General features: G+C 40.6%; 19 protein-coding genes. 11 read left to right on the top strand and 8 right to left on the bottom strand.

Going from position 1 to position 19,430, the window contains the following annotated elements:
* Positions 1 to 88: 88 nt before the first annotated feature.
* Positions 89 to 1,690 (bottom strand): Na+/H+ antiporter, encoded by a 1,602-nt coding sequence (locus tag GM920_RS07220; protein ID WP_182954931.1) that lies wholly within the window; start codon positions 1,688 to 1,690, stop codon positions 89 to 91.
* 280 nt (positions 1,691 to 1,970) lie between these two features.
* Here GM920_RS07220 and GM920_RS07215 point away from each other — a divergent pair, with 280 nt between their 5' ends.
* A complete protein-coding gene (locus GM920_RS07215) occupies positions 1,971 to 2,477 on the top strand; it encodes a DUF892 family protein (RefSeq protein WP_182954929.1) in 507 nt (168 codons plus the stop codon).
* Positions 2,478 to 2,532: 55 nt separating this feature from the next.
* Complete coding sequence (locus GM920_RS07210; RefSeq protein WP_182954927.1) at positions 2,533 to 4,065, top strand: L,D-transpeptidase family protein; 1,533 nt, start codon at positions 2,533 to 2,535, stop codon at positions 4,063 to 4,065.
* Between the two features lie 61 nt (positions 4,066 to 4,126).
* Here the strand turns inward: GM920_RS07210 and GM920_RS07205 are convergent, their stop codons facing one another.
* Complete coding sequence (locus GM920_RS07205) at positions 4,127 to 4,699, bottom strand: DUF4142 domain-containing protein (RefSeq protein ID WP_182954925.1); 573 nt, start codon at positions 4,697 to 4,699, stop codon at positions 4,127 to 4,129.
* A gap of 170 nt (positions 4,700 to 4,869) precedes the next feature.
* On the opposite strand from GM920_RS07205, the gene GM920_RS07200 reads away from it, so the two are divergent.
* The 4 genes from GM920_RS07200 to GM920_RS07185 all read left to right on the top strand — a co-directional run bounded on the left by GM920_RS07200 (position 4,870) and on the right by GM920_RS07185 (position 8,595).
* On the top strand, positions 4,870 to 5,385 hold the full coding sequence (locus tag GM920_RS07200; RefSeq protein ID WP_182954923.1) for a low affinity iron permease family protein: 516 nt from the start codon (positions 4,870 to 4,872) through the stop codon (positions 5,383 to 5,385).
* Between the two features lie 125 nt (positions 5,386 to 5,510).
* Positions 5,511 to 7,247 carry a GMC family oxidoreductase gene (locus GM920_RS07195; RefSeq protein WP_182954921.1) on the top strand — a complete coding sequence of 579 codons (1,737 nt, stop codon included), beginning with the start codon at positions 5,511 to 5,513 and terminating at the stop codon, positions 7,245 to 7,247.
* 24 nt (positions 7,248 to 7,271) lie between these two features.
* A complete protein-coding gene (locus GM920_RS07190; RefSeq protein WP_182954919.1) occupies positions 7,272 to 7,895 on the top strand; it encodes a gluconate 2-dehydrogenase subunit 3 family protein in 624 nt (207 codons plus the stop codon).
* Positions 7,896 to 8,406: 511 nt separating this feature from the next.
* Positions 8,407 to 8,595, top strand: coding sequence for a hypothetical protein (locus GM920_RS07185; RefSeq protein ID WP_182954917.1), 189 nt, complete (start codon positions 8,407 to 8,409; stop codon positions 8,593 to 8,595).
* Here GM920_RS07185 and cobC read toward each other — a convergent pair.
* From cobC to cobT, 3 genes are read right to left on the bottom strand one after another with little or no spacing between them, the layout of a single operon-like run.
* Positions 8,559 to 9,140 (bottom strand): alpha-ribazole phosphatase, encoded by a 582-nt coding sequence (cobC, locus tag GM920_RS07180; protein WP_182954915.1) that lies wholly within the window; start codon positions 9,138 to 9,140, stop codon positions 8,559 to 8,561. The genes GM920_RS07185 and cobC overlap by 37 nt on opposite strands.
* The gene (locus GM920_RS07175) at positions 9,125 to 9,910 is read right to left on the bottom strand and encodes an adenosylcobinamide-GDP ribazoletransferase (RefSeq protein ID WP_182954913.1); all 786 of its coding nucleotides are present in this window, start codon (positions 9,908 to 9,910) and stop codon (positions 9,125 to 9,127) included. Before GM920_RS07175 ends, cobC begins: the two co-directional genes overlap by 16 nt.
* Positions 9,911 to 10,915 (bottom strand): nicotinate-nucleotide--dimethylbenzimidazole phosphoribosyltransferase, encoded by a 1,005-nt coding sequence (gene cobT / locus GM920_RS07170; protein WP_182954910.1) that lies wholly within the window; start codon positions 10,913 to 10,915, stop codon positions 9,911 to 9,913. It lies immediately after the preceding gene.
* Positions 10,916 to 11,151: 236 nt separating this feature from the next.
* On the opposite strand from cobT, the gene GM920_RS07165 reads away from it, so the two are divergent.
* The gene (locus tag GM920_RS07165; RefSeq protein ID WP_182954908.1) at positions 11,152 to 12,210 is read left to right on the top strand and encodes a hypothetical protein; all 1,059 of its coding nucleotides are present in this window, start codon (positions 11,152 to 11,154) and stop codon (positions 12,208 to 12,210) included.
* Between the two features lie 63 nt (positions 12,211 to 12,273).
* Here the strand turns inward: GM920_RS07165 and GM920_RS07160 are convergent, their stop codons facing one another.
* Positions 12,274 to 13,671, bottom strand: a complete 1,398-nt coding sequence (locus GM920_RS07160) for a hypothetical protein (protein ID WP_202986051.1) — start codon at positions 13,669 to 13,671, stop codon at positions 12,274 to 12,276.
* A 329-nt stretch (positions 13,672 to 14,000) separates the two neighbouring features.
* Here GM920_RS07160 and GM920_RS07155 point away from each other — a divergent pair, with 329 nt between their 5' ends.
* On the top strand, positions 14,001 to 15,290 hold the full coding sequence (locus GM920_RS07155) for an OmpA family protein (protein WP_182954905.1): 1,290 nt from the start codon (positions 14,001 to 14,003) through the stop codon (positions 15,288 to 15,290).
* 38 nt (positions 15,291 to 15,328) lie between these two features.
* Here the strand turns inward: GM920_RS07155 and GM920_RS07150 are convergent, their stop codons facing one another.
* The gene (locus tag GM920_RS07150; RefSeq protein ID WP_182954903.1) at positions 15,329 to 15,706 is read right to left on the bottom strand and encodes a hypothetical protein; all 378 of its coding nucleotides are present in this window, start codon (positions 15,704 to 15,706) and stop codon (positions 15,329 to 15,331) included.
* A 275-nt stretch (positions 15,707 to 15,981) separates the two neighbouring features.
* Positions 15,982 to 16,242 carry a hypothetical protein gene (locus GM920_RS07145; protein WP_182954901.1) on the bottom strand — a complete coding sequence of 87 codons (261 nt, stop codon included), beginning with the start codon at positions 16,240 to 16,242 and terminating at the stop codon, positions 15,982 to 15,984.
* 460 nt (positions 16,243 to 16,702) lie between these two features.
* Here GM920_RS07145 and GM920_RS07140 point away from each other — a divergent pair, with 460 nt between their 5' ends.
* From GM920_RS07140 to GM920_RS07130, 3 genes are all read left to right on the top strand, one after another.
* On the top strand, positions 16,703 to 17,539 hold the full coding sequence (locus tag GM920_RS07140; RefSeq protein WP_182954899.1) for a DUF6266 family protein: 837 nt from the start codon (positions 16,703 to 16,705) through the stop codon (positions 17,537 to 17,539).
* Positions 17,540 to 17,712: 173 nt separating this feature from the next.
* Positions 17,713 to 18,315, top strand: coding sequence for an RNA polymerase sigma factor (locus tag GM920_RS07135; protein WP_182954897.1), 603 nt, complete (start codon positions 17,713 to 17,715; stop codon positions 18,313 to 18,315).
* 68 nt (positions 18,316 to 18,383) lie between these two features.
* Positions 18,384 to 19,352 carry a FecR family protein gene (locus GM920_RS07130; RefSeq protein WP_182954895.1) on the top strand — a complete coding sequence of 323 codons (969 nt, stop codon included), beginning with the start codon at positions 18,384 to 18,386 and terminating at the stop codon, positions 19,350 to 19,352.
* The last annotated feature ends 78 nt before the right edge of the window (positions 19,353 to 19,430 follow it).

Raw genomic sequence — 19,430 nt, 5'->3', positions numbered from 1 at the left:
AAGGGGCAATTTACTTTACATACCTTAAAATGTTCATTTTGTTTGGTCTGAGTGAAGATTACCTTTGATATTTAACCATTTTCTGGAATTAACTGAGTCTAGCCTCATCTAAATCCAGTTGGTTTTCTTGTTTACGAATTTGCTCATCACTGAATGCTTTTTCTTTCCGCAGCTGGTATAATTCCTTACGTTGAATGCTGTAAATGTCCATTAATACGGCATGGTACCTGTTGATTTCCTGCTTTTTAGTCGTGTCACATTCCAGACATTCCAACTGCTGATTGGCGATGGAGATGTCACTTTCCAATTGTTTCTTTAAAAAGCCGACCAGCTCATTCTCTGAAGCATCTTTGGCAAATTTGTCATGGAGCCGCTTCAATGCGGCCTGCATCAATCGCAACCGAATCCCTGCTTCTTGTTCCCCCTCAGGAGGGAAATCTTTAATGTCTTTGATTCCGACCCATTTGATGACCATTGGCAAGGTCAGTCCCTGAAAAACCAGGGTAATGAGGATCACAATGAAAGTGATAAAGAGGATGAGGCTGCGGTGTGGGAAAGCTTCGCCACTGCGTATAAATAAAGGAATAGAAAGCGCTGATGCCAGGGATACGACTCCTCTCATTCCTGCCCAACCTACGATTACAGCACCTTTCCATAAAGGATTTACCGGGTCTGTGTGTTTTCGTTTACCCAGCCAGAAGGGGATGTAGGTAATCAATAAGGTGTATAATAAGCGGATGATGATGATGGTGATGCTGATGATCAGGCCGTAGTTAATGGCTTCCCTAATGGAGTAATTACCCAGGCTTTCCACGATCACTGGAAGTTCGAGCCCAATGAGGATAAATACCAGGCCATTTAAAACAAAGGCTAAAGTAGCCCATACGCTGATGGCTTGAATTCTGGAAGCACTATGGGATAAGATTTCATGCGAACGGTAAGAGAGAAATAATCCGCCGGAAACGACCGCCATGACACCAGAATAATGGAAATGTTCTGCTGCGATATACATAAAATAGGGACTCATTAAAGTCAATGCAGTATCAATGCTGGGGGTAGTGGGCAGGAAACGATGAACCACGTAAGCAATATGGGCAATGGCCAAACCAATAACTACACCCATTCCTGCAGTCAGGAAAAATTGTCCGACGGCCTGTTCCATGGAAAAATATCCTGATAAAATGGCCGCGAGGGCAAATCGGAACACAATTAAACTGGATGCATCATTGATTAAGCTTTCCCCTTCCAATACGGTGGTTAGCCTTTTTGGGATTTTAATGTGCTTCAACACGGAGTTCGCTGCAACAGCATCGGGCGGAGAGATGATTCCTCCTAAAAGAAAGCCCATGGCTAGTGTAAAACCGGGGATCATGGCCGTTGAGACTAAGGCGACAATAATTGAAGTGAAGAAAACGAGACCAAAGGCCAGCATGGCTATTGGCCTTCGCCATTTCCAAAAGTCATTCCAGGAAGTATACCAGGCCGATTCATAAAGTAATGGGGGAAGAAAAATCAGGAAAACCATTTCTGGCTCGATTTCAATTTTTGGGATTCCTGGGATAAAACTGATCCCCAATCCGGCGATCACCAGGAATATGGGATAAGAGATTTTTAGCTTTTGAGCGAGCATGGTCAACATAAATACTGCAAAGAGCAATATCAGGACGAGCAAAAGGGGTTCAATAATCATAGTCAGGTCCTGAGTTTTATAACGCTGAGGTCATTCCTTTTATCTTTTGCCTCTGATTTTCTGTTTTCAGATTATCCAAGGCCAATGACTTTTTTGGAATATTTGGCGATGATCTGAATATATTAATTTTTTTAATGAAAACAATCCAACAAATGGTCGGTTTTTTATTAAGGGTGATTTGTCAGTATAGGGTTTAAATTCAATGGATTACTTGTGTTTCGTCGTTTATTTGACGAAATTTAGATAGCGGGTATTCGTGACTTAAGGAATCAGCTTCTTTATGATGAAAGATATAAGGAAAAGAATTGGGTTGGAAGATTTCTTCTTCAATAGATTAGCAGATATTTATGATGCAGAAAGAAGGTTTATGAAGTGCTTTGCTGCATTGGGAATTGCTGCAGGGCATGACATGTTAAAGGAAATTCTGGTACTCAATATAAGAACAACACAAAAACATCTCGGGCATTTATCAGCCATAATGGAACGTTTCAACAGAGATGAAACCAATGGTAGATGCGAAATAGTAGGTTGCTTGACGGAACAGGCCTCAGACCTGATCAGAGATTTGGAAACAGGCTCTCCACTAAGGGATGTGGCTTTGATTTGCCTGGTGCAGATGATTCAGCATTATAAAATTGCTTCCTATGGCAATCTGATGTCTTTAGCGGTGGAATTAAACCATCAAAAGGTGAAGTTATTGATTGAGGAATGTCTGGTGGATGAGAAAAGGTTAGATTTTTACCTGACAGAGATTGCCAGGAACTTTATAAATCCAGCTGCAATATAACATATTTCCAAACAATAGAATTGGTCAGGTGTTAAAGATTTACATCTATCTATCTATGTTAAAGGGGGTTGGTTTTGGATTAAGAGCAGGATCTATTTTTGTACTGATGTTTGTGGCGGTTTTGTCCTCTTGTGCGATAAAACGTCCTAAAGAATCGGTTGTGCAGCAAAGTTATGCTCCGCAGTCAATCGGGATGGCAGATCCCCAGGTTATAGATGCCCTTCAACGTAAAAAGAAGGAGCAGCGTAACGAAAAGGTCAAAGGCCGGAATGATTCAATAACGGTTTTTAAAAAGTTTTTATCGGTAGCACTTTCGCGTTCCGAATATCCCCGGTGGTTGGATAGCTTGTATAAGCTTCATGATTACAGACCCTTTTTGCAGGATCAGACTTTTGGGGGATTAGTTGACCATTTGAGGAAAACTACGCTTCATGGGTTGGATACTAATTATTTCTACCTGAATGAAATTGGACCCAGAATCTTGGAATTGTCACAAGCACAAGCTAAATCTGAAACATTAAAATATCCGGAAAAGGTACAATTAGAATTGTTAATGGCAGCGGCGCTCCTAAAATACAGCAGGGCGATGCAATATGGGCTAATTGCTCCCGACAGCCTCGATAAGAATTACTTCCTCAAAACACAGGCTCCCGACAGTTCAAAGATCATGAGGGTATTTAATGCGCCAGATTTATTGTTTTTTCTAGATAGCATTCAGCCTTCATCTGAGGCTTATCGGTCTTTACAAAAGGCCTTGCAGGCAGATGCCGGCGCGATCAACAGAAATAAGGAAGATGCTGCACAGACCATTAAATTGAATCTGGAACGCCTGCGCTGGCAGAACAAACCGGATGCGCAGAAGTATGTATTGGTAAATATTCCAGACTATACTTTAGATGTAATGGAAAAAGGGGTGTCAACATTGCAAATGAAAGTTTGTGTGGGAGAGGGGCGGAAAGAAAGCGATCCGGAAGGTTCAAGGGAAACGCCACAGCTGAACAGTATGATTTATAGTGTTCAGGTAAATCCGATATGGAACATTCCGGCCAGTATCGCAAGGAAAGAAATTTCCAGGTACGCAGCACGTAATCCTAATTATTTGAGCAACAATGATATCGATGTGTACCAGGATGGGAAACGCATTTCTTCGAAAAATATAGATTGGTCCATCGTCGATGTTTCACAATATACCTTCAAACAACGTCCTGGTGAACAAAATTCACTGGGGAAGATCAAGTTTATTTTTAACAATAACAGCAGTGTTTACCTTCATGATACTCCGGTAAGGTCTGCGTTCAAGAAAAAGGTAAGGGCCATTAGTCATGGTTGTGTGCGGGTAGAAAAACCAATGGATCTTGCCCTGGCCTTATTTGGCCCTGGAAAGACCTTTGATCAGATTAAAACAGCCATGGAGCGGTCGTATCCAAGAGCAAAGTACATTGGTTTGCCAGTTAAAATTCCAGTATACCTGACCTATACCACTGCTTGGGTTGATGATAAAGGCTTGCTACAAATCAGAAATGACATTTATGGATTGGATAATTTGTTGTATAACGAGATGAAATCAAGACAAATGATCACTGAATAAAAAAAATCCATCACCCCAGGGATGACGGATTAATACGAGATAAGCCTATTTTATTTAAATATTAATAACCTGCATCAGCATTAATTTCATTTGCACGTTTGAAATGACGCTCAGACATACGCAATGCTTTAGTCGCAAACCCCCTGACTTTATAATCACCAGTTACACTCGCAGATTTGTAAAGGTCGATTGCTTTCGCATTGTCTTTAATCATCATACCTATATAATGTTTTTCAAAGGCTGCAACATCCATGTTTTTAAGTTCTTCAAGGTGTTTAAGGTCTGCCGCAGGAAGTCTGGCCGGTAAAGCAACCTTTTTACGCTCTGCCAATGTCTTCAATTCTGAGGCAATTTTAGTATGGTCTTTAACCATGCCTTCCGCATATTTTTTGATGAGTTTATTGGTGGATTTCTCAGCAGCAAGCTTTCCTAAGGCGAGTTCCATCATGCCATCAGTGGCTGCTTCCTGGAGGAATGTCGTCATCGTACCGCCTCTGTTTATATCCGCAGAATCTGGAATTACCTCCGCAATGGTGGAATCAGTGGTGGCTGCGTTGATTTTGTCGGTATTCCGGCAAGCGGAAAAAGAGATCACTAACAGACTGAAAATGGCCAGTAAATGTTTGTTTTTCATAGTGATAGATTTATAGTTTAGCATTAGTGTAATTACAAATCTGGAACTGAAATGTTTTGAGTAATTGAGAAATTAATGGGCGATTAACCTTACGCATCAGGCCATAGGAAACTTTTTAATAAGCAGGGTGTTATTAGCAGCAAATTGGGTTCATACATAATTATAAGTTGATGAAAAATAACAAAAAGAATTTTTTCGAAGTGGCGTCCACTAACATCACCAACTGGACCGGGAGTCCTATAGCCTTTGGTACTGCTTTTCTTGTGGTTATTTTATGGGTGCTTTCCGGACCTATCTTTGATTACTCTGATACCTGGCAACTGGTGATCAATACCGGAACCACGATTATTACTTTTTTAATGGTATTCCTGATTCAAAAGAGCCAGAACAAAGACTCCAAGGCAATTCAGCTGAAATTAAATGAATTGATTGCAGCAAGTAAACATGCCAGCAACCGGATGGTGGATATTGAAGACCTGACGGAAGCCGAATTGGATTTACTGCATAAGTTTTATCAAAAGTTATCAGATGTAGCAGAAGCTGATCAGGATATTCATCGATCACATTCTATTGATGCAGCCGTAAAGAATCATAAGTTGAAAGCGAATGCTGGCCTACCGCCAAAAGCAAAACCAACAGCTAAAATTAGCAAGCCAAAAGAAATTAATCGGGATCCCAAATCCTGATTTCACGTGTATTTTTTTGTTTACATATCGATGATGATGCTTATTAAGATTCATTCTTGATTCAGCTATTTGCATATTTAGTGATATTTTTATAATATTAGATCATCAACCATTCAACCAAATATATGAGTGAATTTCAAATCAAAAAATCGTCTACCGTCTACGATGTTGTCATCGTAGGGTCTGGAGCAGGCGGAGGTATGGCCGGATACGTATTGGCTCATGCCGGTCAAAAAGTACTGATGCTTGAAGCTGGTGCTTATTTCGACCCAAGAATCGACGCACAACAGTTAAAATGGCCATGGGAATCTCCTAGACGTGGCGCAGGTACCACCAGACCTTTTGGCGATTTTGACGCCTCATATGGAGGTTGGGAATTAGATGGCGAACCTTATACACAAAAATCAGGAACAGAATTTGCCTGGTTCCGGTCAAGAATGCTTGGTGGTAGAACCAACCACTGGGGTAGAATCTCCTTAAGAATGGGTCCATTGGATTTTAAATGTAAGGATGGACTAACCGACGACTGGCCTATTACGTATGATGAGCTAAAACCTTTTTATGACAAGGTAGACCGCCTTATTGGGGTTTACGGATCTGTAGAAGGGATCGAAAATGAACCAGATGGAATCTTCCTTCCGCCTCCAAAGCCAAGGCTAAATGAGCTGTTCATTAAGAAGGCAGGAAAAAAGACCGGGGTGACCGTTATTCCAGGTAGAGGATCTGTTTTAACAGAAGCCTTACCAGGTAATAAGGATCGTGCACCTTGTTTTTACTGCGGACAATGTGGACGTAGTTGCAAGGTATATGGTGATTTCTCTTCTTCATCGTGTTTAGTAATTCCTGCTGTAAAGACCGGAAATTTAACGGTAATTACGGATGCGATGGTTCGCGAAGTGTTAACCGATAAAAACGGATTGGCAACAGGCGTTTCTTACATTAATAAAAAAGACGGTTTAGAATACCAGGTAAATGCGAAAACAGTGATTTTGGGCGCGAGTGCCTGTGAGTCTGCACGTATCTTGTTGAACTCTAAATCTGTTGCTCACCCAGGTGGCTTGGCCAATGGTAGCGGGATTGTAGGTAAATACCTGCACGATTCTACTGGTGCTAGTTTAAGTGGTTTCCTACCTCAACTGATGGACCGTAAGCGTTACAATGAAGACGGTGTAGGTAGTGTGCACATTTATTCACCTTGGTGGTTAGACAATAAAAAACTGGATTTCCCTCGTGGTTATCATATTGAATATTGGGGTGGTATGGGAATGCCAGCTTATGGATTTGGCGGTGGTACTGCTAAATTAAATGGTATGGTACCGGGAAGAGACGGTAAAATGAAAGAAGCAGGCGGTTACGGTGCGGATTTTAAAGACGATATAAGACGTTTCTACGGTGCTGGGGTAGGTATGGCCGGCAGGGGAACTGCCATTGCCAGAGAATCTAATTATTGCGAAATAGATCCTAAAGTAGTCGACAAATATGGTATTCCTGTATTGAGGTTCAATTATAAATGGGCTGATGAGGAAATCAAGCAAGCGAAACACATGCAGGAGACCTTCCAGTCTATGATGCATGCAATGGGTGCCATCATTACTTCTGATATCCCTGGTCCGGAAACGAACTATGGCCTAGAGGCTCCAGGAAAGATCATCCATGAGGTGGGTACGATCAGAATGGGTGATGATCCTAAAAAATCAGCATTGAATAAATGGTGTCAGGCACATGAATGTAAAAACTTATTCGTGGTAGATGCGGCGCCTTTCGTTCAGCAAGGAGATAAAAACGCAACCTGGACCATTCTTGCACTTTCTATGAGAACTGCGGAGTACATCCTGGACGAAAAGAAAAAACAAAATATTTAATCTGTTTAAGACAAAGAAAAAATTATGAACAGACGTGATTCGTTAAAAGTCTTAGGACTAACCGCCATCAGTTCCGCAGTATTATTAGACGCTTGTAAACCAGGTGAACCTAAAGTTGCAGCAACTCCTGAAGCAGGTGATCATCCGGGAAGAGAAGAATGGGAAGTACTCAGAGATAAAACGCTGATGGAGGAAAAGTTCTTTTCAGCGCATGAGATGGCTACTATCGCTGTGCTTTCTGATATCATCATCCCTAAAGATGATAAATCCGGAAGTGCTACTGAGGCTAAGGTGCCAGAGTTTATTGAGTTTATTGTGAAAGATATGCCAGACCATAAAACACCGATGAGAGGTGGATTAAGGTGGCTTGACCTGCAATGTCTGAATCGTTGGGAGAAGCCTTTTAAAGACATTTCCTACGAGCAGAAAATTGAGATGGTGGATCAAATTGCTTATCCTAAAAAAGCAAAACCAGGAATGGAACAAGGTGTTGCTTTTTTCAACCTGATGAGAAGTCTGACCGCTTCAGGATTTTATACCACTGAAATGGGAATAAAAGATATCGGTTATGTAGGTAACGTTCCTAATAAATGGGAAGGTGTGCCTGCAGACGTATTGAAGCAATATGGATTTGACAGCGCTACCTAAGCACTAATTTTCCTCATAAAAAAAGCAGCAGTTTAATTACTGCTGCTTTTTTTTTGGTTATGGTGTTGATTATAAAATCATTAACTTTGTTTTTGATGCACACAAAGAAGCCCTTAAGTTTTAGAAATCGCTATGCAAAATACCTGTTGATATGGGCATTTGTAGGTAGCTTTTTTTGCCTGTTGGGCCCCACTGGCTTTTCTACCCAACTCAACCAGAAAGCCCAAATAGAATCTGTAATTGGTTTTCAGCAGTGGGTAAGTAGTTCACATTCTTACAATAGAACAAAGCAGGTCACACAAAAAGTTAATATTGAAATAGGGCCTAAGGCGATATACACCCTTGTTCTATGGTTTTACAATAACACAGTGAACGTTCGCTTTAAACACAATCAACATCATCTCTCTCTTTTTGAGCCTTTCAGGTTCTTTGTTATCCCTAAAATTATCCCTCCGGGCATCGACAGCTAAGTATTCTTTTTAACCCTGTTTTTTTTACTTAAATAAATTCCATGAAATCTTTTAAAAAGATATGGAGAGGGATTTGTCTTGTGCTCTTGCTTTCGCTGGCCTTAATTGGCATTGGTGTAGGTGGAGGCATACCGATACCCCCTTCCAGTAGAAAAGAAAACCAAATAGAAATCAATGTCGAAAGGATAGACGATCAGGATGATGAATCGGAGGAAAAGTGTTTTATTTGATCTAATGCGCTGTCTTTGTTTAGATTAATCTTAATTCCTGAGCCGTAATCTACAGAGATTTTAAAAATATGCTGAAGTGGAATGTCTAAAATGATGGCCCAGATGCAACGGATGACGCCTGCATGGGTAACAATGGCGACCTTATTCAGATCTTTGGTTCTGAGCATCGCTATAAACGCATTTACCCTTTCATAAAGCATTTCCAGACTTTCCCCGGAAGGGGTTTTTGTGCTGACGAAATCATTCATCCAGTTGCCAAGTAAGATCTGATCGATGTCGTTCCATTTGCAGTTCTCCCAGTCGCCAAAGTTCATCTCCATTAAATCTGGCCGAATTTCCAATGCTGAATTCCTGGTCAGTTGCTTAGCAAGGCGTGCACAGCGACTGGAGGGACTGCTATATACCTGATCAAAATCATCAGGTAATTTAGCAAGGACTGCCTTCATATCCTGGCTCGCCGTGTTTGCTAAGGATACATCAGATTGCCCATAACAGACACCCTTTTCTACCGCTACGGCGGTATGACGGATTACATAAACTTCCATAGTACCAGGAATGTTAAAAGTGTGATGACTTCTGCAAACTGCTCTACAGCGCCCAAACAATCGCCGGTATAGCCATCTAACCATTTGTTGAAGTACCGTTGACTCGTTAAATAAAGTAGGAGCAAAGGCAGTAAAACAAAGACAACCTGCCAATAAAAGTAAGCTAATGTTAAAAGCGGAACCAGGCCAAATACATAGGCGCCCAGGACTTCTTTATAAGTGTAGGCTTTGGCAATCGGCTTGGATTTACTGCTTTCATCCTCTCTGGAATATTTGGAGGTAAAGGTGATTTGTATGGCGGTTAACCGGGCCAGGGAGTGGTAGCTGATAAAAAACAGGAGGATAATGTAAGCGGGGAAGGTTTCAAAACTTAGCAGTTTATGCAGGGCCAGATACTTCAGGCCAAACATAAAGATCAGGGCAACTACACCATAAGTGCCCAGTCGACTGTCTTTCATGATGTCCAGGATTTTAGCCTTGGTCCAGCCACCTCCAAATCCATCAAACACATCAGCAAAGCCATCTTCATGGAAAGAGCCCGTGAGGTATACGCCTACCGCAATCGATAATAATACGGCGATATCAGCACCAAATAAATTGTTGCTGATCCAGAATGCCAGGAAGGAAAGTCCGCCAACAATCCAGCCGATCAAAGGAAAATACCGCGTGGATTTGTTCAGGTGTTCCGGATTGTGGTCTACCCATTTCGGACAAGGCAATTGGGTATAAAACATCATTGCCGTAAAAAATATACGAATCTCTTCCTTCATTTAGGATGCTTTAGTAGAAACACCAGCGTTTTCGAAACTGGCCATTTCATTTAGAAAGGCTACTGCACTTTGGATGATCGGGTAGGCAACTGCACATCCGGTACCTTCACCAAGGCGCATATTTAAGCTTAATATTGGCTCCACACCTAAGTATTTCAGCAATTGACGGTGACCGCTTTCGTCGGATAAATGACAAAATATGGCGTTGTTTTGCAGCAATGGATTGATCATCAAGGCAGCAAGGTAAGCTGCTGTAGCAATAAATCCATCCACCATGATCAGCATATTGTTTTCATATGCAGCTAACATCGCTCCGGTAATGTGTGCAATTTCAAAGCCGCCATAAGTTTGTAATACGGCTACAGGGTCTTTTGATCGGCCATGGCGCAATTCACATTGCTTCAGGATACTGATTTTATGGGCAAATTGTTCGTCGTTTAATGCGGTTCCTCTGCCAACGCAGCTTTCTATCGGTAGACCACAAAGATTGCTCATGATCATGGTTGCTGCAGAAGTATTGCCAATGCCCATTTCTCCGAAACCAATAATGTTACATCCGCCAGCATGAAGGTCGTTCACAATCTTCTCTGATTGTGTTAAACAGTTTTCCAGCTCATGAATGTTCATCGCCGGTTCTTCCAGAAAGTTTCTGGTGCCTTTTTCCACTTTTGCACGGATCAGTTTTTCATGGGGTTTAAAACTGAAATTTACACCAGTATCAGCGATGAGCAAATTGATCTGATGTTGTTTGCAAAATACATTAATCGCCGCACCCTCATTCAGGAAATTCAATACCATTTGATAAGTAACTTCTTGTGGGTAGGCACTAACACCTGATTTGGCAATACCGTGGTCACCTGCGAATACAACAATTGCCGGTTTCGTCAATACCGGGCTAAGGGTGTTCTGAACGGTTCCGATTTGCAAAGCAAGTTGTTCTAATTTGCCTAGTGCACCCTGAGGCTTAGTTTTTAAATCTATTTTCTGTTGAAGTTCTTCCTTCATATGCTGATATCGCCTTGTTTTTTAATAAATATTGGCCATATCTGTTGGGATATGGCCAATAAAGGCTGAAATTAACAATATTTTAGAGTTCTTTCATCACCTGATTTACAATGACGTCACAACGAACCAGATCGAAGGCATAAATAGATAGCCTTTAAATAGGGATTTTCATAATATGTATGACATAAAATGAAATTAATAGTTATCATTGGGGTAAATCATATTTAACCCCTATTATGAAGTATTCTTTATTAATTTGTTCTTTTATTCTCCTGCTTTTTTCTTGTAAAAAGTCTGAAAAAGAACCCCTTGAAACTGTCGCTCCGGCAAAAATTGTAAACTTTAAATCCATTACCGGCGTAGAAAATTTATTGGCTGATACGGAGCCTACTGCCGTCATGGTAACCAGAAGCATTGTTTTACGCGATCCGCTTAAAATTGAACTTAGTGGTACGAAGGAAGTAAAACTGATCAATTTTACTTTGAAAACCATCAAAGACGTTCATGTTTTTGCAAAACTGACCGCTGATGCAGAAAGTGTCGAGTTGTTTAAAATTGATTCAATTACGCCATTGGTGACTTTTAAATTGCCTTTATCGATCGTCGATAAGGAACTGCAAATGACTGATTTTTCAAAAGCGGTATTTAGCGTAGTGGTAGATGATCCGTTTTACAAAAGACTGAATGCGATGAAAATTCCATGGAAGCTGAGCTTTAGAAAATCGCAGGAAGATGTAGGAAATTGGTACCGTATGAATCCATTACATGCGAGAGAAAGCCTGGTGATGTTTACCAATTTAGCTTATTTATTTTCACAGCCAGCTACTCAGGAAGCTTTCATGGCCTATGAAGGGTTAACGGAAAATGATGGAACAACACTGTTGACCAAAGAGAAGAAAGAAGCAGTATATCAGGATATCCTGACCAGAGCAAATATCGAAACTGGCTTGGTTAGAAACGTGAGTGGTTTGGGTGGGGGAAACCTGGTTGCAGGTGCGGAATATGTGTTGATGCGCCATTACAATAAGAATGCTGAAGAAGTGATTGTTCATGAGTTGGGTCATGCGCTTGGTTTTGGCCATAGCAGTAACATGACTTATGCCTCAAGTAGTAAGGCTTTTCATTTAGCAATGAGACCTTTAGTTAATAAATTACTGGCCGATCGTGAGTATCCTTACTGGGATTACAGGATGTTGAATACGTATAACAAGTATATCGATATGACTGGTGATTACTTACGCGAAGGAAAGAATCCTGATGGCAGCAGACACAATGCAACCAAATACGACTACTAAAAGTAACAGGAATTTATAATGATCAAAACAGCCGGTAATTGCCGGCTGTTTTGCTTAACTCATCTATTCTTCCACGATATCTCCTTTATTGCCTGTGGCTTTTAAACCGGTACGGTCTGTCACAATTCCTTTTTCAATTAAAACAGCGATTCCTAATTTAGAGATTGCATTCACTTGGTTTAAGGACGTTTTTCCATTTTGTGTAACGGATACGGCCACGGAATTTCTTCCTTCTGCCAGGACTTCCCCTTTGATAGCTAGTTCTTTGACGGTGCCACCTTCTACATTGAAAGAGTGGACGCCACTACCATGAGTAATGATACTTCCGGCAATCTCTAATTGTTTTACTTCTCCACCTGGTTTGATGCTGAATCCATCAGCAGGTAAGGAAACGATCACTCCTTTTACCAGTGTTTGGCCAACAACGCCATGGGTGATGAGGTCGGTTTTTATCGTGATACTGCCAACAGGTTTACTCACCTGAATACCAATAGAGCCATTTCCATGGGTTTCAATCGCCTGAAATACGGCTTGGTTTACAGTGCCATCATACTGATTAAAGCCTCTGGCACCGAGACCAAAGGTTTCTATTTTATCTTTTGCCTCGAAATAATCGACCACTCCGAAGTTGACAAAGCCAATACCACTTGGGCCGTAAGAAGTGATTGGTTTTTCGGCGATCCAACGGTCCACTTGCCCCCAGGCATCCAAAACCATATCATTCACACCATACGTGGTTACACTACCTTTGTTGCTGAGTTTTTTGACTTTCGCACCATTCAGGATAAAAACCGCTGCGGTGATGATATTTGGTTGTCCATAAGGGATCATTCCATTGGTGTAAATGTCTCCCGTGCTAACCTGATCTGCAAGTACCCAACCACCATTGTCGCCAAAACCTCCAATAAACAGTCCCGTTCCAATAACCGGAGCGCCTTTTCTGCCTAAACTAATATTGCTTAGCGTAGCCTCGATGACACTATCTGGATTACTGTTGTAGTTGTAAATGGTAAATGCCCCCTGGTATACATTCACTCCGTATTTCTGTGGTTGTTCAGAATATCGTCTGGAATCACAACTTACGATGTCAATGTTTTCGGCAATGACTTTGGTTTTAAGGCTGCCTGCCCGGGTTAACAGTTGAACTTGTCCGGTAATGGTTAAGTTCGTTAAACTGAAAGTTCCGAGATCTGCCTGGTTGCTTATTAAATAGATTGCCCTGTTCCCTGGGTTTGTTTGAATATTGAGGTTTGTAATTTGGTTGTTGGCAGTTAAACCGATACCATCGCTATTGCTGAAACTAAGGATACATTTCTCTTTGTCCAATCCAACCAGACTAAAGCCAACTGGTAGCACAATCGCATAAGGACAGAGGATGGAGGTTTGGATTTCTAAACTTAATGGGGAGTCCTGATCAATTGCCGCGATGAGTTCTTCAAAAGAATTAATTTTTGCTTTCATAGGAGGTTTTTTTTAATATGAAATAGATCCTGGCTTTTTTCAGAGCGCAGCAGGACCTGCAATACTAAAATACGAAATTTTTCTACCGTATGGTGAGTTCACAATTATGGAGCACCCTAAAAAATGCGATTTGATTTATTTTCGATTTAAGTTCTTTATTGTATGGTTATTAAGGGATTATGCTTATTTTTATATAGTGCAGGCATTGTTTTTTGCCGGATGGAGATTAATTGCGGGTGTATAGTATTTGTTTGAATCTTAAAATTTAAGGTGTCTGGTGATTAAAGGCGCTTTATGATATAATATTTCTAACCTATAAAACTATAAGCATGAACTTAATTGAAATGTTAAAGAATGAGGTAAGTGGAAACCTGATCTCTTCTTTAAGCCAGAAAGCTGGCGTGACTGAAGATCAGGTGAAAACTGGCTTTTCTGCCGGTATCCCTGCTGTTTTAGCGGGTATACTCAAAAATGGAGCCGGTGGTGGCCTTCTGGATAAGATCCTACCTGGAGCCGGTACTACGGCAACGGCTTCCCCTGAAGATTTACTAAATGGTCATGAAGATACCTTGCTGGAAAAGGGGAAATCGATGTTGGGCAGTTTATTTGGAAATGATACCAATTCGGTAACTGGGGCAGTTGCTTCTGCTACTGGACTTTCTGATGGTAAATCTGCGGGTTTGCTGGCTATGATTGTTCCAATGGTGACTGGTTTAATCTCAAAACTGATGACCGCAAAAGGTTGGAGCGTATCCGATTTATTAGGGAAAATTTTTGAAAGTAAAAATGATATCGCCGCAGCACTTCCGGCAGGACTAAGCAGCTCTTTGGGGATCGGGAATATCGATCTACCTAAAGTAACTGTTCCACCTATTCCTAAAGTAACCCCACCTAAAGTATCTATGCCACCGGTAAACGTTCCGGATAGAAATACAGGTGGCGGCTTTATCAAGTGGTTGCTTCCGCTTATCGTTATTGTTGTGGCATTATGGTGGATGTTGGGAAAAAAAGGTTGTAATCAAACGGAAGTCACCAGTACCGTAGACTCGGTATCGGCCAGTATAGACACCGTAGGCGGTAAAATGAGTGGTGTAGTTGATGCGACTATGGGTACCGTGGAAGGAAAATTAAATGAAGCCGGAGATTTTGTTAAGAATCTAGGGGAGAAAATAACTAAGAGATTGCCTGATGGAAAAGAAATCAGCGTTGCAGAAAATTCCGTAGAAAACAGACTGATTGGATTTATTGAAGATAAAAACAAACCTGTCGATAAAACCACCTGGTTTACTTTCGATAGGCTATATTTTGAACCTGGAAAAAGCACGTTAAAACCGGAATCACAGGAGCAATTGAATAATATTGCTGCGATTTTAGTTGCTTATCCGGTAGTCACGCTGAAATTGGGCGGTTATACAGATAGTACTGGTAATGCAGAAGTGAATAAGAAAATATCAACTGAACGCGCCAATACAGCTAAAAATGAATTGGTGAAACTAGGTGTTGATCAAAAACGATTGGAAGCAGAAGGATATGGTCCGGAACATCCGGTTGCTAGTAATGCAACGCCAGAGGGTAGGGCGCAAAACAGACGCATAGATATTCGGGTAACAGAAAAATAAGGCTTAATGTAAATGGGAAAGCTGTTGGGATTAATCTCCTAACGGCTTTTTTTTGTGGTTTGAGGAGTATTGCCCAAGATGATTCCTTCCACTCCGTTTTTAATTTGCTGTTCAGTTTTTCCAGTAATTGCAGTAACCTTTTGCATAAAATTATCAGTAGTAATTTCTTGGTCGTAATATAACTTATAGAAATACTCGAGGCCATATTGATCAATCAGATATTTGCAAAATGCAGCAGCGAAAGTATAAGTTAAGTTGCTATTGTATTGCGCTTTCACTTCTCTGGCATATAGGTTGTCGAAATTGCATTTCCCACTTATATTTTGGATGCCATAATTAATTACTGATGGTATCCTGTTGCATATAGGAATTAATGAATTGGTATAATTCCATTGTTTTCCCTTGAGTGGTATCAATTTTTATAGGGACAGCTACCTGTGCATTAGATTTTTCAATAGCGAAAAGGAAGAGTAGTAGGCAAAATAGGTATTTCATTGAGATTGTATGTTCGGTTGAATATTGATAGGGCTAACTTTAAGGTTAATATTGTTTATGCGTTTACAGTTTACTTGGTTCGGCTGAAATATAGCCTAAGGTAAGGGGATGAAAATAAAAAAGCTTCCAAATCCTAAGATTTGAAAGCTTTTTTAGAGAGAAATTTGTCCTCAATTTATGGTATGAATATAATTGACTATTGAATAGACTTCCAGATTTTAAAGGTGTTTTGATTGTTTCCTCCGATTTCTCTAACCACCAAACAAAGGTGTTCTTCTCTTTGAGGGAAATATTTGTCGATAATCAGCTGCGTTTGCTGAATTACCTGGCCAAGATGTTCTTCAAAAACGATGTTTTTAACGTTTAAGATCACCTGGTTCATTCTTGCTGAAATGGTACATTCGAAAGTGAATTCTCTTTTTAGTGCTTTTACTACTTTTGACCTCAGTTTTTTCATTGAATTATGATTTAATGTGTCATTGAATCGGATTCTTCTCATATGTTCTTTCCCCCATAAACGCTGTCAGCTTTTATTAATTGTGTCGGGAAATGTCATTATTTTATTTCATAGAAATAATTAACTACTTTCTAAAAATAATGAAAAGGGTTTAAGTGAAGGAATTTGGGGTGTTGTTTTTATGTAACAAATTTGGTGTGATTTAATACCAACCTGTACTGGACAGCGGATATATAGCTGCTTAAATGAGATTACAATTTTGTGATTTTTATTGGAGTTTTAAGGGGTAGTTGCTAGGGCCATGCTTGCTAAAATTGCCTGAAAACGCTGAGATTTCCCTTATGTAGGTTGCTAAGGGGTTGCTAAAATAATTAGTATTATTATAGTGGTTTCATAGGATATCCGGTTGTTTATCTCTAGCTTGGTCTTCGTCAATTCAGACGAATTAATCAATTTTATCATGGCAATATGCAAAGTAGGCCCATTTGGGCATCCCTCCGGAAAAATAGGAAATATGGTTTTTTATATGTTAAATGGACAACCGGTATGCCGTAGCAAGGGTAAACCGGGGAAACCAAGCCTAAAGCAACTGGCGAATCGCCAGGCAATGGCGGTGGCAATGGATCTACTGAAACCGATGAAGGATTTTATCAATGTCAGTTTTAAGCGGGAATCTGAAGGTTCGGTGAAAAACCCTCATAATCTGGCGACGTCCTACAACAAAAAACAGGCTTTAACGGGAGACTACCCTAATATTACTATAGATTATAGTAAAGTGATTCTTAGTAAGGGCACATTGGAAATGGCCGCAGATCTGAAAGTCAGCAAAGGAACAGATGGCCTCAATTTAAGCTGGAACTCCAGTATAGCGGAAAATGGAGTTGAGGATGATATCCTGATGGTAGCGGTCAGTCATCCGACAAAAAAACGCGCAAGTCTTTTTCTGAATGCTGCTAAAAGGGGAGATGGGAGCTGTTTTGTCCCGCTGGATAGGGAATGGATGATGACAGCGCAAATGGAAGTTTATGTCTGCTTAAAATCTGCCAATGAGCAGTTAATCTCCGACAGTGCCTATGTAGGAAATGTGAATGGCCTTCCGGAAAGTTCTTTGGAAAAAGCAGAAAAAGAACATTACAAGGTTATAAAAGCCCGTTTTGATCAGGTTGCAACGGAATATGAGCATAAAAAAATGGACTACGCGGAGGGAGTCATTGAAACCAAAGCATTCCGTTACCTCGAAAAAGAATATCAGGTTTTAAAAGAGAAACTGAAGCACCTGCCGGGGAAACCTTCCTGAAATCAATAGGATATTCTGACGGAGAAATCATGTGAAACCTGTTTTTTAGCATGTTAAAGAAAGAATTTTGCCCAAATTTCATCCTATAGCAAGAAATACCTCCGCATTGTTGATTCCCCGGTTGTTCACATTAACTTAATCATTCCTTTATATGGGCGCCCTATTTTTGGGGGATGCCAATGACAGTATTAAATGAATCAGCATTAATTAGCGCGCTCCAAAGCGGTGATCATGCTGCATATGCTACCCTATATGAAAAATTTTGGCGGAGCTTATACATCCATGCTTATAAAAGGGTTAAAGATGAAGCCGCGGCAAAAGATATTATTCAGAATGTTTTCATTAACATCTGGCAGAGACGTGAAACGATTAGGATTCATACAGAAATCGAACATTATTTAAATGGAGCGGTTAGGTTTCAGGTGTTTAATTATTTCAGGTCAGAGAAGATAAAAGATAAAGTGTTGGAAAGTACCATCCAGCGTTTTGAAGAAATGACAACTATAAATAACCTTGATGGTTATTTTGAGCTGGAAAAAATAATCGCCGGAGAAGTAGCCTTGCTTCCCGACAAGATGAAAGAAGCCTATCTGTTAAAAGCGGCACAGCATTCTACTGCAGAAATTGCACAAAAGTTAAACTTAAAAGAACAGACGGTTTCTAATCATCTATCCGAAGCCCTGCGCAGAATCCGCGTTAAATTAGGTTCAAAATATCCGGAATGGGTAATCCTGGCATTTTTCGTTATAGAACTGAACTGGTTCATAATTTCTTAACAAACACTTAACGATTTCTATAAGTAAATCCTGCCTTTCCAAGCTACTTATCTAAAAAGGGCAATAGATTGGAATCACAAGAATTTAAAGATATACTAAAACGGTTCAGTGAAAATAAACTGACATCAGCTGAAAAGTTGAATTTGGAGAGATGGTATGAATCTTACGATGCAGAGGAATTCAGTGGTTTCCAGGACGAGGCAGATGCCAATCGGATTAAAGCCGAGATGTTTGCGGTAATTGCTCCTGAGCAAGAGACAGCGTTGCATCGTTTGGCAAACTGGCGCAAAATAATTTCATATGCCGCTGCTGCGGTGTTGCTGATTACTGTTGGGGTTTTATTCAAAGCAAAGGAAATCGGAGATAAGACTAAGGATTTACCAAGCTATGTTTTGTATTCCACCAAGGCTTCAGAAAGTAAAAAACTCACCCTGACAGACGGATCTATCGTACACCTAAGTCCATCCAGTGAATTTAGAATTGCGAAGCGCTTCGATAAGCAGGCTTCGAGGACTGTATTTTTAAAAAAAGGAACAGCCTTTTTTGAAGTCGCTAAAGATCCTGGACGTCCTTTTTTAGTGTATTCCGGGGAAATCGTCACGAAAGTACTGGGGACTAAATTTAAAGTCAGCAATTATACCGCTACAAAGGGAGCTGCCGCAATAGAGGTAAGTGTAACTGAAGGTAAAGTACAGGTTGCAACACAGAAAAATGTGTTGGCTCAGTTGCTGCCTGGAAAAAAGTTAAACTATAATCTTCGTTCCCATGCCTGGAAGCAGGCAGATTTTGGTCTGGCTGAAAATAGCCAGTGGCATGAGCTCAGCACAGAGCTCAATCAGGGAAGCTTTGAAGAGGTCGCCCGGATCGTCAAGCTTTATTATGGAGTTTCTCTAAGCAGCAAGGATCCCAATGTAGCCAGTTATCAATATAATATTCAGATGCGTTCGACGCATACGCTTTCCCAAACCTTGAAAATTATCTGTTCTATACACCACAAAAAATACAGGAGGACCGAAAATGGTATAATCATTTACTAAGCAAAGGAAAAAAAGCCGGTTCTGAAGCAGAACCGGCCTGTACTAAGCAATTGCATAGATTGAGCCCTTGGCAATTGC

Source organism: Pedobacter gandavensis (assembly GCF_014172405.1).
Taxonomy (GTDB): Bacteria; Bacteroidota; Bacteroidia; order Sphingobacteriales; family Sphingobacteriaceae; genus Pedobacter; species Pedobacter gandavensis.
This window is presented reverse-complemented; position numbering and strand designations above follow the sequence as displayed.

Excerpts from the sequence above, each read along its gene's own strand:
- GM920_RS07220 (WP_182954931.1), bottom strand. The coding sequence starts at position 1,690 with ATGATTATTGAACCCCTTTTGCTCGTCCTGATATTGCTCTTTGCAGTA.
- GM920_RS07215 (WP_182954929.1), top strand. The coding sequence starts at position 1,971 with ATGATGAAAGATATAAGGAAAAGAATTGGGTTGGAAGATTTCTTCTTC.
- GM920_RS07210 (WP_182954927.1), top strand. The coding sequence starts at position 2,533 with ATGTTAAAGGGGGTTGGTTTTGGATTAAGAGCAGGATCTATTTTTGTA.
- GM920_RS07205 (WP_182954925.1), bottom strand. The coding sequence starts at position 4,699 with ATGAAAAACAAACATTTACTGGCCATTTTCAGTCTGTTAGTGATCTCT.
- GM920_RS07200 (WP_182954923.1), top strand. The coding sequence starts at position 4,870 with ATGAAAAATAACAAAAAGAATTTTTTCGAAGTGGCGTCCACTAACATC.
- GM920_RS07195 (WP_182954921.1), top strand. The coding sequence starts at position 5,511 with ATGAGTGAATTTCAAATCAAAAAATCGTCTACCGTCTACGATGTTGTC.
- GM920_RS07190 (WP_182954919.1), top strand. The coding sequence starts at position 7,272 with ATGAACAGACGTGATTCGTTAAAAGTCTTAGGACTAACCGCCATCAGT.
- GM920_RS07185 (WP_182954917.1), top strand. The coding sequence starts at position 8,407 with ATGAAATCTTTTAAAAAGATATGGAGAGGGATTTGTCTTGTGCTCTTG.
- cobC (WP_182954915.1), bottom strand. The coding sequence starts at position 9,140 with ATGGAAGTTTATGTAATCCGTCATACCGCCGTAGCGGTAGAAAAGGGT.
- GM920_RS07175 (WP_182954913.1), bottom strand. The coding sequence starts at position 9,910 with ATGAAGGAAGAGATTCGTATATTTTTTACGGCAATGATGTTTTATACC.
- cobT (WP_182954910.1), bottom strand. The coding sequence starts at position 10,915 with ATGAAGGAAGAACTTCAACAGAAAATAGATTTAAAAACTAAGCCTCAG.
- GM920_RS07165 (WP_182954908.1), top strand. The coding sequence starts at position 11,152 with ATGAAGTATTCTTTATTAATTTGTTCTTTTATTCTCCTGCTTTTTTCT.
- GM920_RS07160 (WP_202986051.1), bottom strand. The coding sequence starts at position 13,671 with ATGAAAGCAAAAATTAATTCTTTTGAAGAACTCATCGCGGCAATTGAT.
- GM920_RS07155 (WP_182954905.1), top strand. The coding sequence starts at position 14,001 with ATGAACTTAATTGAAATGTTAAAGAATGAGGTAAGTGGAAACCTGATC.
- GM920_RS07145 (WP_182954901.1), bottom strand. The coding sequence starts at position 16,242 with ATGAAAAAACTGAGGTCAAAAGTAGTAAAAGCACTAAAAAGAGAATTC.
- GM920_RS07140 (WP_182954899.1), top strand. The coding sequence starts at position 16,703 with ATGGCAATATGCAAAGTAGGCCCATTTGGGCATCCCTCCGGAAAAATA.
- GM920_RS07135 (WP_182954897.1), top strand. The coding sequence starts at position 17,713 with ATGCCAATGACAGTATTAAATGAATCAGCATTAATTAGCGCGCTCCAA.